Origin of the sequence: Desulfuromonas thiophila, from assembly GCF_900101955.1 — a bacterium.
Lineage (GTDB): Bacteria > Desulfobacterota > Desulfuromonadia > Desulfuromonadales > Desulfuromonadaceae > Pseudodesulfuromonas > Pseudodesulfuromonas thiophila.
On sequence record NZ_FNAQ01000009.1, the window covers coordinates 81912 to 98747 of the forward strand.

Here is a 16836-nt window from a genome sequence, read left to right on the forward strand (position 1 = left end):
CGGGCCTGGTCAGTGCTCATTGCGGCCCTGATGCCAGGCAACAACCCGTTCGAGCAGGTCTTTGTACAGGCGGATTTCGTTGACATCGATTCCGCCCGCCTGAGACGAGGTTTGCAGTTGCAGTACCTCGTCGGGAATGCCGCCATAGGTTTCCTGGCAGTAGGCGTTGAGACTGTTGCCGATGCGCCAGAGAAAACCCTCACGGCCTTCAATGGCTTTGATGCGCTGGAAAACCTCGTAAGCGGCCAGTGTTTCCATCTGGCGCTGATGACGCACGGCCTGAAAAAACAGCGCCAGCCCGGCCAACAGGCTGACGATCACCGCTGCATTGCCCAGGCCACGCAGCCCCGGCAGCAGTTCAACAATGAACAGCAGCAGGCCCAGCAGCAGAAAACTGCTGCCCAGGCCGACCAGAACAAAGGTTCCGTGCGATTTTTGTTTGAGTACCAGATTGTAGTCCAGTTCCGCCAACGGGATGTGACGGGCGCGTTCAAGGTAGTCACGTTCAGTTTCATGAAGACTGGCCATGGGTTCCCGCCATTGACAGTTGAGGGTAAAGGGTTTAACAAGAAGGGGTGGTGCCCGCCTGGGTGCCAGGATTCGGTTTTGTTAACCTACCGTTGCGAAGGAATTCGGATGACTGCTCTTGTTGTTGCTGGCTGTATTTTGCTGGTACTGCTGTTGTATGTGGTGTCAGCTCTGGCACCTTTGGCCTGGTATCTGTATCTGCCTTTCATCGTGCTATTTCTGCTGGTGTTGTTTTGGAAGCCGTTGACCGCGTCGCTGCCGTGGAAGTCGTCGTTTGGTCGGGGGGGAGTCTTCCGCCAGAGCCGGCTCAATTGGCCTGGTCGCGGTAATGGCCGTGGCCGGCGCCGCAACCCTGCGCCCCGCCAAGGCAGCGGCCGGCGCATGTAACCGCTGCCCGCCGCTTTTTCGGTTACAGAGGTTCAGCTGCAGCCCGATCGGCACGGTTCCGATCGGGCTGCAGTTGTTTTTGTCTTCACGACGGCCTGACGTCGCTGCACTCAGCGCTCGTGACAGGCGCGGCATTTGGTGGGACCGGCTTCGACCCTCACATGGCAGGTGCGGCACAGCGCGTGGTATTCCTTCTTGCTCTTTTCAATCTTGCCAGGCGCTCCTTCACCATGACAAGTGGCACAGCCCATCATGCTGGCATGCTGCAGATGATCAAAACGTACGATGCCGAAAGCGTTGGACAAGGCAATCCGTTCGATGCTGGTTGCTTCCGGGGTCGGTGTGCCGCCGCACAGAGAATCGCTTTCCATGGCAGCGGAATCCTCCTCGACAGCGGGGGTGGTTGCAGCCGTCACTTCAACTTCCGCGTTTGCTGTTTCCGGCGTGGCTGCCTGCTGGGCAGTCTCGATCTGGCGTTGTTCTTCGCGTTGCTGGGCCAGGATCTGTTGCGTGTGCTCCAGAGCCGATCCCAGTGTCGCAGATGATGAGTGGGCTGGCTGTGAGGGATTGTCACCGCAGCCGGTCAGCAGGGTGGTGGCCAGAAAGGCACAGAGACATAACAGGAGTGATGGTTTCATGGGATTTTCCTCCAGGGCTGTGGGGTTTTCCGTTTCCGATGGCTGTAAGAGGTTTTTATTGCTGACAACGGTTATTCTGGCCGGTGATGCTAGCACGTTTGCCGCTAGGATGCATCCGCTTCGCCAGCGCGGCTGTTCCGTCCCCCGACAGAAACTGGGGGCTGGCAATGGCAATGGAACTGTTGCATCTGGTAGATGATTTTGCCATCGACACTGAGCAGACCACTGGCGCACAGCTCCTGGCGCTGATGATCCAGCGCTTCAATGCAGGCTTCGACGCGGACTTGCCGATTGGTGGGGATGATCTGACCGCGGTAACTCCACTGATGCGGTGCCGAGGTCAGTTGCAGATTGCCGGCAGCCTCTTCGCCCCAGTGATGGGCGGCGATTACCCGCAGCAGTTGCAAAAAAGACTCCAGCCCCAGGGAGCCGGGACAGACCGGATCCTGATAGAAGTGGGCCGCAAAAAACCATTCCTGCGGATCGACCTGCTTGCTGCCACGAATCCATCCCGCCCCGGCCGGTCCGCCAGCGGGGCAGAACAGCTCGATCCGGTCGAGCATGCGCAACTGCTGGTCGGGGAAGGGCGGCTGTGACGGATAGTCGAAAGGCGCGCCGCTGGCCTGCTCTTTGGCACTGACCAGATAGGGCTGGGCTGTGCGCAGGCCGACCTGATTGGCCAGCGCCGCCGCAGTGAAAAAACCGAACAGGGTCTCGCCCTGGTAGACCGGCCCCTGTTGATCGTGCACACAGAAATCATAGCCCTGGATGATCATGCCACCGCTGCTGGAGACCCGGGTCAGGGTCACCTGGGTGGTCAGGGTGCCGCTGTTCCGATCGACCGGTCGCAACTGACGCGCCGTGCCATCAAGGTTGCGGAAACACAAATCCACCGGGCTGGTCAGGGCGCTGCCGACATAGGCGGCCAGCCAGCCACAGGGTTGCAATGCGATTTCCAGCAGAACACAGAACGGCATCTGCCGGCTGCGATTGGCGGCGAAATACCAGGCATCGGCCGGTACGTCGTACTGGGCTTCGATGTGACCGCCGGCCACCATTCGCCAGGGCTCGGCGGCGATGGCGGTGATGCGATCAAGAAACTGGAACGGCGGTCGTGGCAGACGGGCGATGCGGCGCTCGGCATCGAAGATACGGTAGGGTTCGCCAAAGGCCTCGGACGGTTTGCCCGCTGAAAAGGCCAGAATACGGTCGTAATCATACAGGGCCGGTTTGCGGCCGCCAGCGGTTGTGGTCACCGGGCGCGGGGCAGGCGAGGTAACGTGGGCCTGCTGCCAACGCTGTTCCAGAACCTCACGGGTCATGCCACTGAGCTGGACGGACATGTTGCCGATTTCGACAATGGCCTTGCCGTCGGCATACATCAGGGCGTCAACGATGGCGTAAGGCGCCGGATGGTAGCCCAATTCCTTCAGGCTAACCTCGTAGGTAACGGTGCGGGTGCTGGCCGTAACCTGACCGCGGCATTTGAGCTGGCTGTCCACTCCGGCCACCGGTTCCCATACGGCTTCATCCTGTTCGCACACCCAGCCCAGCCGCATCAGATAAAGGCGCAGGCAGTGCAGGCAGCATTCGTACATCAGGGTGCCGGGCATGACCTGATCATCACAAAAGTGACAGGTCAGAAACCAGTCATCGGGCTGCACGTCCATTTCGGCGCGGATCTGGCCGAGGCCGAAGCGGCCGCCGGCTGGATCAAGACGGGTAACGCGGTCGACCAGTTCCAGCTTGCCGCCGGGCAGGCCCAGGGGCCGCTGCAGGGGCAGGTGGGCGAAAGCCGAACCGAAACAGCCGGCCAGGTCGCCCTGGCGCAGGGCCTGCAGCTGCTGGCTGTCGTATTGTTCCAGCGCCAGGGGCACCAGTTCAAGCCAGTCGGCCGGTCGTTTGCCTGTTTGCGGGCGCAGGTCGAGGGCCGTCTGGATAATGCCGCGGCCGGCGTTGAGTTCGGTCTGGCTGAAGAAACCGGCGCAGCCGTTGCGCATGGTCAGCAGCGGTCGACCGTCAACCGTGCTGTCGAAAGCGAAACGGAACAGCCAGGTGTCGCCCTGACGGAAAAAACGCTCGATGCGGATATCGTAGCGGATCACCGCGCCCGGCCCCGGCAACGGGCCGTGGAAGCGGACCACGGCATCAAGCAGGCGGTAGACCGCCAGGCCGCGGGTCTGGAAATCGATTCCGAGCCAGGCGGACAGAAAGAGATCGGCCTGACCGGCCTCGACAGCGACGCAGGTGGGAATCCGGCCACTGTCCAGATACCAACGGTCGGCGGTGACGTCATGCTCGGTCACCACGCGACCCTGGCTGAGGGAACAGGGCTCACCTTCCAGGGTCAGAATGCGGTCGACCAGCATCAGCGGCTCATCGGGCAGCCGTACCCGGGTCGGATGACGGTCGATAGCGGCGAAACGCTCTCCCAGCATGGTGCCGATGGAGCCGATAGCGAATTCGAGGCACTGGCGCCGGTCGAACCTTAGCGCCTCGGGAGCCGAAACCGACACGGGGGGCGGCGTTGGCGGCAGATTCCGACCGGGAACCGAAGGCTGGGAAGGCGCGACCGTCACTGGCTGGCGGGCCAGTTGCTGGCTGCTGAGTTGCAGCAGTTGCTGGCTGAGCTGCAGGAACCGGCTGTGAGCGGCACTCTGGTGTTGCTGAGTGCGCAGCAGACTCTGGCGTAACGCAGGGCTGAGAGCTGTCTCAGTTAATCCTTGCGGCGGGGTGACCGTCGTGGCCGGCAGGCTGGCGCCAGGGCTCTTTGTCGCGTTCTGCGCGCTGACAGTCCTTTGCGCCAGAGCCGGCAGGCGGATATCTCCCAGACCATGACGCAGGATGACCGGCGGCCCGGCCGGAACCGGCGGTGCCGAGGGTTGAGCTGGGGCAGGGAAAAACAGGCTGGGGTCGCACGGATAGCCTTCCGCCAGCAGTTGCGCCAGCAGCCGGCCAAAGCTCTGTTGCGGTGTCTGGCCGCGCACGCAGGTGGGCAGGGCCAGATGTGGTCGCTGACCGAGAATGCGGCCGATCATGCGCGAGCAGGAATTGCCACTGCCGGTTTCGATGAACAGGCGGGCACCATCAGCGTAGGCCCGTTCGATGACCCGGGTGAAATCGATGGTGTCGGTCGCCTGAGCCAGAATAGCCCCGGCGCATTGCTCCGTTGTGGCCTCGTAGGGCTGGCCGCTGGCGCAGCTGTACAGGCTCAGGCCCGGTTGTGGTTGGGTATCGAAGAGGTGCAGGGCGCGGTAAGCGTCAGCCACCACACCAGCAACCGGGCAATGCACGGTGGTGACCCCCCGTAGTTCGATGAACGGGCAGGGCCGTTTGTCGGCTAGGCGTGCGACCAGCTGCTGCACGGCCTGACGCTGCCCGCCGATCACGCATTCGTCCGGCGTGTTGATGATCAGCAGGTAGGCCCGTTCCAGTCCGGCCAGGGCGCCGCGCACCCGTTGTGCTGGGCGGGGCACGACACCGAGACACCAGTCGACCGCTTCAGTGGCGGGTAGCTGCCACAGCTGGCGGGCCGCCTCGCAGGGGCCGGCCAATTGACGGCTGAACAGGGGCGAGGCCTCAATGCGTTCAAGCATGGCATCACGCTCCTGCCAGAAGCCGAGGCTGAACAGGCTGGAGGATTCGCCCAGGCTGTAGCCGATGGCCAGCTGTGGCTGCACACCAAACTGGCGCACCGTGTCGCTCAGAGCGGTGCAGAGGGCCACGTGGGCAATGATCAGGCAGTTATGATCCTGCTCGATAACGGCTGGATCGCAAGCGCACCAGAAGTTGTCAGGCTGATACTGATCGCGCAGACGCTGGTTCTGGCGATGCTGGGCTTCAAACACGCCAGGCCAGCACAAACCCAGCTGGCGGCCCATGTCGTTGAAATGGTTGCCACTGCCGGGGAACACGAAGGCCAGTTTGGCCCCTTCGCCTGCCAGGGGCTGGGGAGCGTAAAACAGCTTGCCGCGACTGCAGGCCGGCCGACCGACAGCGGTCCGGCCGTCAAGGCGTTGGGTCGGCTGGTGTCGCAGATGTTGCTGCGCGAAATGCAGCTGTTCGGCCAGTTCCGCCGGACTATCTGCCAGCAGACTCAGGCAGCAGGGCGCAACCGCAGCGGCAGGCTGACTGTGCCACCAGTGTGCTGCCCGTTCGTTCAGCGGTTGTTCCGGAGAATCCTGCAACCGCTGCGCCAGCTGCTGCAGGTTTTCGGCCAGGGCAGCCGCATTGCTGGCACGACAGATAAACAGGGCCGGGCCGGGCAAGGCCAGCGGCTGGGCCGGAGGCAGCCTGTGTGCCGAATCAGAAGGTGCTGGGGCTTCCCGCAGCACCAGCAGTTGGCATTGGCCGCCGGTGGCTGTGCCGCTGATCAGGGCGCGGCGCGGTCCCTCAACGGCGTTGTGCAGCCAGTAACGTGGTCGGCAGTCACCCTGTGACGGTAGCAAGCGATGGTGCAGGGCCAGGGCACCGCACAATACCGCCAGCAGACCACTGGCTTCGCCGGCCTGACCGTAGCGCGCGGTCAGGGGGATAGCCGTCAGCGATTCCCTGGCGGGGTCGGTCGGGCTGTCAGGCCCGCTGGCAAGGCGCAGACCGAAACTGTCGGCAGTCAGGGCCGGCAAGCGCAGCTGTGTTTGCAAGGCGGCAAGGCACTTCTGCGGCAGCGCATCGGTGATGCCGAGCAGATCGGCCGTTGCCGCCGTGGCAGCGGTTTCGGCCTCAATCAGGGCGAAGATGGTGGCACCACTGGCCTGGGCATCACTGAGGCGCTGCAATACCAGAGCACAGGCTCCTTCGCTGATCGGCGCGGTGCGACCCAACTGCTGGTTGCTGAGCTGGGCGCGAATGTCTCCCGGCAGATCGACGGCGCCGACCAATGCCAGATCGATTTCACCTCGCTGCAGGGCGCCTGTGGCACTCTGCAGAGCCTGCAGGCCGGAGTTTTCCTCGCTGGCGAGGGTGAAGCTGGGACCGCCGACACCGAAGGCGCGGGCAATGCGGCTGGCGACCACGCTGCCCAGCGCTCCCATGGTGCGGTTGGCGGTCAGGGGCGGGCAGAGGGCATCGCGCAGCTGTGTCAGCAGCGCTGGATCGTCCGCCTGCGTGTCGCTCAGGTGGCCCTGCTGACGGGCCTGTTGCAGCAGCAAAGGCAGTGACCAGCGCAGACTGAAGGAGGTTGCGGCCAGATCCAGGCCGGTACCGATGAAAACCCCCGTGCGTTCGTGATTGGTTTGGTCACAGCCTGTCGCGGCCAAGACTGCGGCCGCGCAGCGTAACATCAACGCCTGGCGCGGCAGCATCTCAGCCATCTCGGTCGGAGGAATACGGAACTGGCCAGCGTTGAGTTGCAGATCGGCCAGATAGTGGCCCTGGCAGGGGCTGAAGCCTTCCTGTTGCCACCAGCGGCGCTGCGGCGCACCGCCCCAGTGTTGAGGTGAGGTGGGTAACGCAGTGGTCTGCTCTGTTTCGGCGAACAGCTGCTGCCGCAGTGCTGCCACGGTCTGCCAAGGCCCAAGTTCGACATTAAGTCCGATAATGGCGATGGGCTCGGGAGCCTGTGCGGCTGGCTGCGGGACGGTTGTTGCGCCACGACCCGATCGCTTCTGCAGTTCAAGCCCTTCTTCAAGCAGCAGATGGGCATTGATGCCGCCAAAGCCGAAGGCACTGACTGCTGCCCGCCGTGGATGGTCTGATGGCTGTGGCCAGGGGCGGGGTTGGCGCAGTACCTCGAAGGGCGTGCCAGGTTCGACCAGGGGAGCAAGGGGCTCGCAGAAGTTGGCTGTTGGCGGCAGGGTCTGGTGCTTCAGCGCCAGCAGGGTCTTGATGACAGCGGCAGCGCCGGCGGCGGTCAGCAGATGGCCGATGTTGGCCTTGACAGCGCCCAGGACGCAACGGCGCTGGCTGTGGTTGCCCCACAGGGCCTGGAGACTGGCGCATTCCACGGCGTCACCCACGGGTGTACCGGTGGCATGGCACTCGATGTGATCGACATCCTGGGGCTGCCAGCCAGCGCTGGCGTAGGCGGCCCGCATGGCGCGCAGTTGACCGGCGCTGGAGGGGGCCAGCAGACTGCCACCGATGTCGTTGGACAGTCCGATAGCCGCGATGGTGGCATAGATCCGATCGCCATCGCGCAGGGCGTCGACGGTGCGCTTGAGAACCAGCAGGCCGGCGCCTTCGCCGACGACCAGGCCATCGCCCTGACGGTCAAAGGGCGCGCAGATGCCGCGCGGCGATAGCGCACGCAGCTGGGAAAAACCCATTTGAGTGTAGAGCGAGTCCGGCCGGGCGACACCGCCGGCCAGCATCAGATCAGCTCGACCGCTGCGCAGTTCTTCGACGGCCAGCTTGATGGCGTAGAGGGAAGAGGCACAGGCGGCATCCAGGGTGAAACAGCGACCGCCCAGCCCCAGCGCCTTGGCCAGTAACGCGGCGGGCAGGCCGGTCATGAAGCGGTTGCGGGCGTCCGGTTTGTGGGCCGGAGGAACCTGGCCGAGCAGCTGCTCCGCCAGACTGCGTCCCAGGTAGTCCCAGGCCAGCTGGCTGGTGGTCACGCTGGGCAGAGCTAGATTGCCGAGGATTACGCCGGCACGCTGACGTTGCTGGGTGCTGACACGGGCATCGAAAAAGGCCTGGCTACCGGCAATCAGCACCAGCTGGAACAGGGGGTCAAGGTGTGCTGGCAAAGCAGGATCAATCTGCAAGGAATCCAGCGGCAGTTGCAGCAATTCATCGCGGATGAAACAGGCGCGGCGGGAATAAAGAGCGTCGGGCCGGCCTTTGTCTGGATGGTAATAGTCTTCCAGTGACAGTGGCCAGCGTCCGGCAGGAGGTTCGCTGGCGACACTCTCGCCGTTGTGAATCAGCTGCCAGAAGTGCTCAAGGGTCGGAGCTTCAGGAAACAGGCCACCAATACCGACGATGGCGACAGAATGCGCAGAAATCATGAGGTCTAAGCCTGTCGAAACAGCGCCTGCGGCGTGGCCGGTGCAACGGTCGGGCGAAACAGGGCGCAGCCGAAGACGGCCGTGTTGCCACAGCAGGCGACAGGGAAAAGAAAAAGGACTTTATACTAACAAAAGAGCGGAACTGCAAAAAAATACCGCGGCCCTGATCGGGAGCAGGGCCGCAGCGTGTTCCAGCAAAAGGGTTGAGCGTTCTGGGCTGGCCGGAGCGGAAATCAGGAGCCACCGAGTCGGGCCTGCAGGGCATAGGTGCCGGCCGAGGTGATGGTCAGTTTTTTCCCGCCAATGGTCAGATGATTAATCTGTTCCGCCAGGCGCAGGGTGTTGCAGCTCTGCCAGCCGACGATAAATTCGCCGCCTTGGGCGGAAAACTGTTTCTGCTGGGCACGGATTACGCCCGGAATACGACTGATTTCCCGTTCGATGCTTGGCAGGTCGGCAAAGCTGCAGCCGGCGACAATCAGGCGGATCTGATGCTCGTTGTAACAGGCTTCGAGCCAGCTGGCGGCGATCTGGTCGCTGAGTCTGCCGGCCAGTTGCAGGGCGGCTTTCTGCAGTGCGTTCTGGGAGCCGATGGCAAAGCTGTGGTGTGGCACGATGGCATCGCTGCTGGCGGAGGCCAGCACCTTGCCCGTAGTGGTTTCACAGATGTCTGCCACGATGGTGGCGGCATAGGCGTGAAAGCGCTCGTTGTAGGGGTTGGCGCCATTGTCCTGGACGTAAGCCTGACCGCGAATCAATAGCTGGGCCTGAGTTGTCGAGGGACCGGTCGGATTGACCAGGTCAAAGCCCTTGCCGCGCAGGTCGGCTTCGATCGTCTGACGAGCTGCCAGCAGATTCAGCGGCATGGGATTGGCTGTGGCGCTGAGGGATTGTTCCTGCAGGGAGATGGCAACGGTTGGATAGTTGAGGCGCGGCAGAATCCGCGCCAGGGCGGCGACATCATCGGCCAGGGCCATTTCCTCCACCGTGGCGCGGATTCGCACGGTGCAGGCGTTCGAGGTGAAGGATTCGTTGAGAATCTGATAATCGCGGACATAACCCTCAACGCGGGTGAGGATCTTGTCCTGTAGCAAAACAAAGTTTTCCACAACGGTTTCGCTGGTTAGCAGCACACCAAGGGCTTCTGCCACGGCATTGCGCTGGGCATCTTCCACGGCGTCTTGGCGAGCTTGCTGACGGGAATGGGTGATGGCAGCCGAACCCTCAGCTTCGAGTTGAATCTGGCTGGCCTGCGCTGGGACGGTGGTGAGCAGTGTCCATGCCAGCAACCCCAATAGGTGAAACAATCGGTGGCGAAAGTCCATGGCGGATCTCCGAAAAATAAAACAACGGGTGCAACGCCTGACAGTCGTCGCACCCGTTGTTTAATAATCTTCAAATAAAAAGATTAGAATTTCCAGGTGCTGCCCAGATAAATTTCGTCAGCATCGAAGTCTTCCAGTTCCAGAACCTTTTTATAGCCCAGGGAGAGACCAAAAGTGTCCGTCAGCGTCAAGGAACCTTCACAGCCAACCTCATAATAATCATCATCTGCCGGATCGTTGTCGTAATCTGTCACATCGGCGTTCCAGACGGCGAAAAGATTAATCACACCATTGTCGCCATTACGCACACCAGCATTGATGCCGGTCTTGATCAGATGCTGTTCGTCATCATCGGCGTCACTGTCGTCAGTGTTGTAGAGATAGGAGGCTCCAGCACTGAAGATGAAGATGTCATTATCGTAGGTGATGGCAGCGCCCAGACCACCACCGAACAGGTTGACTTCGTCAGCGTCGACGAAGTCGAAATCCAGGTCGGTATAGCAGTAGTTGATATGACCCGTGAAGGAAGCCGACAGTGTCTGATTCAGCGGCAGGCTGTACTGGGTAAAGCCGATCAGGCCGACGCGATGACCATCAAAACTGTCAAAATCAATGTAATCGTAAGGCAACATCAGACCGTAGGTCAGCTGATCATTGTCGAAGGCAACACCCAGGTTGACGCCGTAGATGTCGCCGTTGAGGTTGGCATTCTCGAAGTCGACGTCTTCCCAGTAGGCCGAAGCGCCAAAGGTCCGTGGCAGATTCAGATTGGCTTTGTTGCTTTTTTCTGATGCTGTTTCAGCGGAGGGCAGCACCAGCTGTTGGAACACCAGTCGTGAGATGTTGCCGGCTGCCGAAACATAGGCCGCCCCTTCGTTGCCACCACCGACACCGCCAATGCTGTCACCATGATGATACAGAAACTCTTCAGCATAGTAATCATCATAATTAGGAGATGCCCAAGAACTTCCCGCCAGGCATAGCAGGGCCAAGACCCCGGAAATCAGTAATCCCCGTTTTTTGTTCATGTTACCTCCTCCTTCGAATGTGATGGAATTGAGACTAGGGTAGACGACGCAGCAGGCTGGCAGTGGCCTGTTGCAGCGCTTGATCGGCAGCGCCCGAGACATCATGGCCGATGCCCGTGCCGCTACCAGGAATGTATTCCAGGGTTTCCACGTCAACACAGCGGATCTGGATGCCCATGCGGGTTTGCAAATTCTTTCTGGCGCTCAGCCCGCGCACCTGATCACCACCTTCGCCGTAGTCATAGACCTCGCCATAGATGACCTTGGCGGCACCAAGCATACGGCCCATTTCGATGGCCTGGGCCTGGCTGACCATGCCGTTGGCACTCATCCATTGCCGGTCCATAACATCCTTGATGATATCAGCCTTTTCCTCGACGAAGATGAAGCGGCCAGTGTCATAGAGGGCTTCTGTCAGCCGGTTATGAATCCCAAGGCCCACATTCTTGTCCAGCAGGTGCGGATAGCGTTGTGCCGCCCGATCAGACAACCCCAGCGGCAGGACGGCAACAACCGTTTTAGGGCCTTTATGGGGCGGTGCGGCCACTGGCGAGGTGGCGGCAGCCGGTGCCGGCCGGTCCGGTTCAACGTAGGTGGTGGCACAACCGGCCAGCATCAGGCCCAGAAACACATTCAGCGCAACCAGCAGGCGCAGCAAATCAAAGATTGGCAAGAGCATCTTCAATGGCTTTCTGGGTGGCTTGACCCACGGTGGTTTCGTTGAAATGAACCTTGTCCTGGCGAATCTCGAACAGAATACCCAGTGATTTGGTTACCCCTTTACCGGATCCCTCAAAAACACGCAACGGCTGGCCGGCTTCACGCAATTCAATGCGGACACCAACCTGCAAGGTGGTTTTAGCGGCGGCCAGCAGACCAATACTGCGTGTTCGTGAGGTTTTAAAACGATCGATAAACACGCGCACCTGGGTATCACTGGCCACGGTTGGTTCCTGGATATCCTCCGGCATGTTGTCGTTCTGCCAGGTAGCCGCGATAAAACGATCAATCTGACGCAGCATCTCGGGATCGTCTTCTATGGGAACATAGCGACCGCTACGGTAAAATTCATCATTGACGATATTACGAATACCGTAGGCAATCAGATGATTTTCCCAGCCGGGCTGACCGGTGCGGTTTTGTACCTGAACAACGATAAACGGCTTGCGACCGTCCTGGCCTGTCGATGCCGCCCAGCTGTTCTGGGGCCGCAGGCCAACACCGAGCAGGACGATCAAAGACCCGACAACGGCCAGCGCTACCTGTTGGGACATAAAACGGCAAATGCTTTTGGCTGTGCTTGTTGCGCTAGCATTCATCATCTGCTCGGAACCATTCTGGTCGTTTTTACAGGGATGGACAAATCCATGTTGCAACGCGGCATACCAACAGCGAGGCAACGCTTCCAAGCATTTTACAGAAGAACACATGCACCCGGTGGACTGCTGCATAGGCTAGACGCAGGAGGCGAATTTTTCAAGCGGGTTTTTCATTTTTGGGGACCTGCTGGAGCCGCCTAAGCCTTGCCCCCAGCAGAATTTCGCCTTGCCAGAATCTGGTCAGCAGTTAGACTTTGAAAAAATCTTCAGCCACAGCTGTACCAGCTGGTGACAGGGGCAGAGCTCCTGGTTGCTGAACGTCATGTTCGTCGCAGGATGTTTGTTCACTGGTAACATTTTCTCACCTATGGAGCTTTGATGCCAACAACTGCAACCCGTCGTATCCTGATCACCGGAGCCACCGGCTATATTGGTCGTCGCCTGAAAGACCGGTTGCTGCAGCGTGCTGATCTGCAATTGCGTCTTCTGGTGCGTGATCCCAATCGCTTGCGTCCTGAGGTGCGCCAGCGCGTCGAGGTGGTCCAGGGCGACAGCTTCGATGCCACTGCGCTACAGAAGGCACTCCAGCAGGTGGATATGGCTTTTTACCTGATTCATTCCATGGGGAGTGGCCCCGATTATGCCGCTCGCGATCGCCGCAGTGCTGAACAGTTTCGCGATGCCTGCATCGCTGCCGGGGTAGCACGGCTGATCTATCTGGGGGGGCTGGGACGGATGGAAAATGCCAGCGAACATCTGCGCAGCCGGCTCGAAACGGGGGCCATTCTCAGCGCTCGTCCCGAGACCTTGCAGACCCTCTGGTTTCGAGCCGGGGTCATTCTGGGCGCTGGCAGTGCCAGTTTCGAAATTATTCATCATCTGACGCAGAAACTGCCGGTTATGCTGACGCCGCGCTGGGTCACTACCCGCACCCAGGCGATCGCCGTCGAGGATGTGCTGACCTATCTTGAGGCGGCCATCGATCTGCCGGCAGCGGGCAACTGGCAGATCGATATCGGTAGCGAGCCGACCGATTTCCGTGGTCTGATGCAGGCTGCGGCGGCCAGCCTGGGGCTGAAACGCTGGCTGATTCCGGTGCCCCTGCTCAGCCCGAAATTGTCATCCTATTGGCTTATGTTGTTTACGCCAGTCCCCTACAGCATTGCTGCCGCACTGGTGGAAGGGCTCAAATCCGAAACTCTGGTGGAAAACGACCATGCCAAGCAGTTGTTTCCGACCATTGTGCCCCGCACGCTGCCACAGGCCTTTCAGTTGGCGTTGCAGGAGTTGGAAAGTGACGCGGTTCTCAGCCGTTGGTGCGACAGCAGTGCCGGCGAGGTCTGCGATCTGAGCCCACCTGCTGATCCTAAGGCCCTGGTGTATCGGGATTGCCGTCAGTTTGCTCTGGCTGGGCTGACCCCGGCCAGGGTGTTCTCACAACTCTGTCAGTTGGGAGGCGCTGCCGGCTGGGGTGGCTATGACCCCCTGTGGTCACTGCGGGGAATGATCGATAAACTGATGGGAGGCGTCGGTCTCAATCGTGGTCGGCGCGTACCCGCACAATTGCGGGTAGGTGATGCCGTAGATTTCTGGAAGGTGGTTGATCTACGACCGAATAAACGACTGTTATTGTTGGCGCAGATGAAACTTCCCGGCAAAGGCTGGCTTGAGTTTGTCATTGATGACGACTGGTTGATCCAGACAGCCCATTTTTTTCCGAAAGGGCTGGGGGGCCGGTTGTACTGGTATTTGGTGATGCCGTTTCATGCTTTGGTGTTTGAGCGTATGGGACGCCGCTTGTTGGCTCAGGCAGCCAAAATGCCGGCCAGCTGATCAGGCTTCTTGACAGAATGTTTTGTTCTGTTAAATTAAGACAAAAATTGTTATCAATGCGGTTCGTGGCTGAAGCCGCGATGTCCGTAAAACCTTCCCCCAGACCAAAAAGGAAAAACTTATGACGGAAAAACGCACAGGAATCATCCGCTTTAAAGGCAATCCGGTGACCCTCGTTGGCCCCGATGTCACGGTTGGCAGCCCTGCTCCTGATTTCAAGGTGGTCGATAATGGTCTTCAGCCGGTGACACGCGATAGCGCCAAAGGCAAGATTCAACTGATAGCGGTGGTGCCGTCTCTGGATACGGGCGTTTGCGACACCATGACGCGAAAGTTTAATCAGGATGCCGCTGCTTTGCCGGAGAACGTGGAAGTCTATACCATCAGTGTTGATCTGCCTTTTGCTCAAAAGCGCTGGTGCGGTAATGCTGGTATTGAGCGGGTTAAAACCCTGTCGGATTATCAGGAGCGCAGCTTTGGCCTGAATTACGGCGTGTTGATCGACGAACTGAAGTTGCTGGCGCGCAGCGTCTTCGTGATTGATGTTGATGGCAAGATTGCTTATAGCGAAATTGTTTCGGAGGTCACGGCCGAACCGGATTATGCCGCTGCTCTCGCGGCCGTTCGCGCTCTGCTGGCATAGGCGGTTCAGGGGAACTTACCGATTAGCCCCAGGCCCTCGTTCGTTTGATGCTGACGAGGTCCTGGGGCTGTTGAATTTTCAGCGCTCAGGGCGCAACTTCTGAGCCCACCAATACAGCCCGGCAACGAAAAAAGCGCCACCCACCAGATTGCCCAGGGAAACCGCCAGCAGATTATCCGTCCACATGGCCAGCGGGTTGAGACGTTCGAGTTCGGTGGCACTTAGCCCGGCACCGGAAAGCGCCTGTGGCAGCTGCTTGCTGAAAATCCCTGCCGGAATGAAATACATGTTGGCGATGGCGTGCTCGAATCCCGAAGCGACAAACGCCATGATTGGAAAAAAAATCGCCAGAATTTTGCCGCCGATATCTTGTGCCGCCAGAGCCATTACCACGGCCAGACAGACCAGCCAGTTGCAGCAGATGGCTCGGCAGAAATATGCCAGATTGTGCTGAAACGACCAGGCTTCGGCGGCGATCTTGCTGCTGGCGATCTGCAGCGCCGTGCTACCCACTGGGCCATCGAGTAAGCCGCTGCCAGCGGCGATTATCCCAGCCAGAAAGACCGCTCCTGCCAGATTGCCCAGATATACCCACAACCAGTTCCACAGTAGCACCCGCAGCCGGATTTTTCCTTCCAGCCAAGCGGCTGTCATTAACGTATTGCCGGTCCAGAGCTCCGACCCCGGAATGATCACCAGCATCAGACCAAGACTGAACACCGCCCCCGCCAGAAATTTTTTTAGACCGAACCAGCCGATATCGCCAGTGCTGATAACCGTGGCGAGATGAGCCGCAAAACCGATATAGGCACCGGCCAGAAAGCCCAACAATAAAAGGGGCAGCGGTCGTAAAAGGGTCTTGGTCACGCTGGCCTGCATCAGCTGGGGTAGTAGCTGTCCTGGGGCAATGAAAGGCATGCGAGCTCCTGTCAAAAGAATGAGTCTGCTCTTTTTATGAAAAAAATTCGCTTGCGGATATCGGGATGCAGATCTTTACATACAGTCAATAATGGTCTTCTTCGGTCCTGAAGCGCTTTGGCCATGTCGATGCTGAGGGCAGTGGGCTGTGCCGGCATGTTCCGCTTGATTTACTGGGTACACACAGGACGTGGTACAGAATAAAGGATAAATAGACGGCAGGGGCACGAACTGAACTGTGACATGACAGACTGGCACAGAACCGTCACAACCAAAAAAGGGTTAGCGAGAATGTCGCTAACCCTTTGATTTTTTGGTGGGCGCAGTAGGGATTGAACCTACGATGCCGTGTGAAGGCGGAATCATAACACAACTCTATGTTGTGTAAAATTGCTAAAAATGTTTTTATTTCGCTATGTTGCAGGTTTTCTTTGTTTTTCATTTTTCTATTTTTTATTCCTTTAGGCTGTTATTCGCAATAATTAGCATTTTAAGAATCTGACACAGGATGACCACTGCCGATCCTAACGATCTTGCCGCCGCCTACCCACAGATTCTGAGGAAGAGTCCTTTTCAAAGATCGCGAAACTGGGGTGACCTCTAAACTTCAGCAGCAAAATGTTCCAGATTTTCTGCGAGGTGCCCTTCAGGAGAATCTGGCACATTGTAGCGGCACTGGCTCCTTGGACACAAGTTTTGCTTACGCCGCCTGACGAATTTGTCGGGTGAGCGGAAACCGTTTTTTCTTGACACGCCATTTACGCTGAAGGTCAGGGGAATTCGGTCGGCGCTATCAATGATTCAGGGCGGGGCACGCTCGATCATACACGCTCCGCCGCTTGCCACACCCAGGGCAAAGGGGGCGGCTGTTGCGGCGCGGCTCAATGTCAATGACCAGGGCCTCCACACCGTCGACCAGCATGACGCAGATGGCGCCGTAAACGAACGACTTGTATCGCTCGACCTTGTTCTGTAGCGGAACCGGTTCCCTGGACAGAAGTTTAGCTTACGCCGCCTGACGGATTTCATCGGGTGATCTGAAGCCGTTTTTCTCAACACGCCATTCGCTGTTGTAAAGCTCCACGAAGGTCTTCACGGCTTCGCGCACGTCGGTGATGTTACGGAAAACCCGGCCATAGATGGCCTGCTCTTTCAAGGTGCGGTTGAACCGTTCGGCAACTCCATTGGTCTGGGGTTCGGCAACAAAGGCAAAGCTGGGAGTGATCCCCCAGAACTTGATCTGGTTCTGAAAATGGTCTGAGAGGTA

General features: G+C 59.3%; 12 protein-coding genes. 3 read left to right on the forward strand and 9 right to left on the reverse strand.

What is annotated here, in order from left to right; all coding sequences use genetic code 11:
* Positions 1 to 9: 9 nt before the first annotated feature.
* Positions 10 to 528 (reverse strand): hypothetical protein, encoded by a 519-nt coding sequence (locus BLR80_RS08560; protein WP_092078688.1) that lies wholly within the window; start codon positions 526 to 528, stop codon positions 10 to 12.
* A gap of 108 nt (positions 529 to 636) precedes the next feature.
* Between BLR80_RS08560 and BLR80_RS08565 the strand changes: the two genes are divergently transcribed.
* Entirely contained in the window at positions 637 to 915 is a 279-nt protein-coding gene (locus tag BLR80_RS08565) for a hypothetical protein (RefSeq protein ID WP_092078691.1), read from the forward strand.
* A 110-nt stretch (positions 916 to 1025) separates the two neighbouring features.
* On the opposite strand, the gene BLR80_RS08570 is transcribed toward BLR80_RS08565, so the two are convergent.
* From BLR80_RS08570 to BLR80_RS08595, 6 genes are all read right to left on the reverse strand, one after another.
* Positions 1026 to 1553: a cytochrome c3 family protein gene (locus BLR80_RS08570; RefSeq protein WP_092078693.1), complete on the reverse strand. Its 528-nt coding sequence runs from the start codon at positions 1551 to 1553 to the stop codon at positions 1026 to 1028.
* A gap of 104 nt (positions 1554 to 1657) precedes the next feature.
* The gene (locus tag BLR80_RS08575; protein WP_092078696.1) at positions 1658 to 8503 is read right to left on the reverse strand and encodes a type I polyketide synthase; all 6846 of its coding nucleotides are present in this window, start codon (positions 8501 to 8503) and stop codon (positions 1658 to 1660) included.
* A gap of 233 nt (positions 8504 to 8736) precedes the next feature.
* Positions 8737 to 9828, reverse strand: coding sequence for a flagellar assembly protein T N-terminal domain-containing protein (locus tag BLR80_RS08580; RefSeq protein ID WP_092078699.1), 1092 nt, complete (start codon positions 9826 to 9828; stop codon positions 8737 to 8739).
* A gap of 83 nt (positions 9829 to 9911) precedes the next feature.
* Positions 9912 to 10856: a hypothetical protein gene (locus BLR80_RS08585; protein ID WP_092078701.1), complete on the reverse strand. Its 945-nt coding sequence runs from the start codon at positions 10854 to 10856 to the stop codon at positions 9912 to 9914.
* A 34-nt stretch (positions 10857 to 10890) separates the two neighbouring features.
* Positions 10891 to 11535: a CsgG/HfaB family protein gene (locus BLR80_RS08590; protein ID WP_092078704.1), complete on the reverse strand. Its 645-nt coding sequence runs from the start codon at positions 11533 to 11535 to the stop codon at positions 10891 to 10893.
* Positions 11516 to 12286 carry a hypothetical protein gene (locus tag BLR80_RS08595; protein ID WP_143012119.1) on the reverse strand — a complete coding sequence of 257 codons (771 nt, stop codon included), beginning with the start codon at positions 12284 to 12286 and terminating at the stop codon, positions 11516 to 11518. Before BLR80_RS08595 ends, BLR80_RS08590 begins: the two co-directional genes overlap by 20 nt.
* 267 nt (positions 12287 to 12553) lie before the next feature.
* On the opposite strand from BLR80_RS08595, the gene BLR80_RS08600 reads away from it, so the two are divergent.
* Together BLR80_RS08600 and tpx are read left to right on the forward strand one after the other, a co-directional pair.
* Positions 12554 to 14008 (forward strand): SDR family oxidoreductase, encoded by a 1455-nt coding sequence (locus BLR80_RS08600; RefSeq protein WP_092078709.1) that lies wholly within the window; start codon positions 12554 to 12556, stop codon positions 14006 to 14008.
* A gap of 121 nt (positions 14009 to 14129) precedes the next feature.
* Positions 14130 to 14651, forward strand: a complete 522-nt coding sequence (tpx, locus tag BLR80_RS08605) for a thiol peroxidase (protein WP_092078712.1) — start codon at positions 14130 to 14132, stop codon at positions 14649 to 14651.
* A gap of 78 nt (positions 14652 to 14729) precedes the next feature.
* Here tpx and BLR80_RS08610 read toward each other — a convergent pair whose 3' ends face one another.
* Together BLR80_RS08610 and BLR80_RS08615 are read right to left on the reverse strand one after the other, a co-directional pair.
* Positions 14730 to 15569 carry a formate/nitrite transporter family protein gene (locus tag BLR80_RS08610; protein WP_092078715.1) on the reverse strand — a complete coding sequence of 280 codons (840 nt, stop codon included), beginning with the start codon at positions 15567 to 15569 and terminating at the stop codon, positions 14730 to 14732.
* Positions 15570 to 16575: 1006 nt separating this feature from the next.
* On the reverse strand, positions 16576 to 16836 hold a 261-nt coding region (locus BLR80_RS08615; protein ID WP_143012120.1), incomplete at its 5' end, for an integrase core domain-containing protein.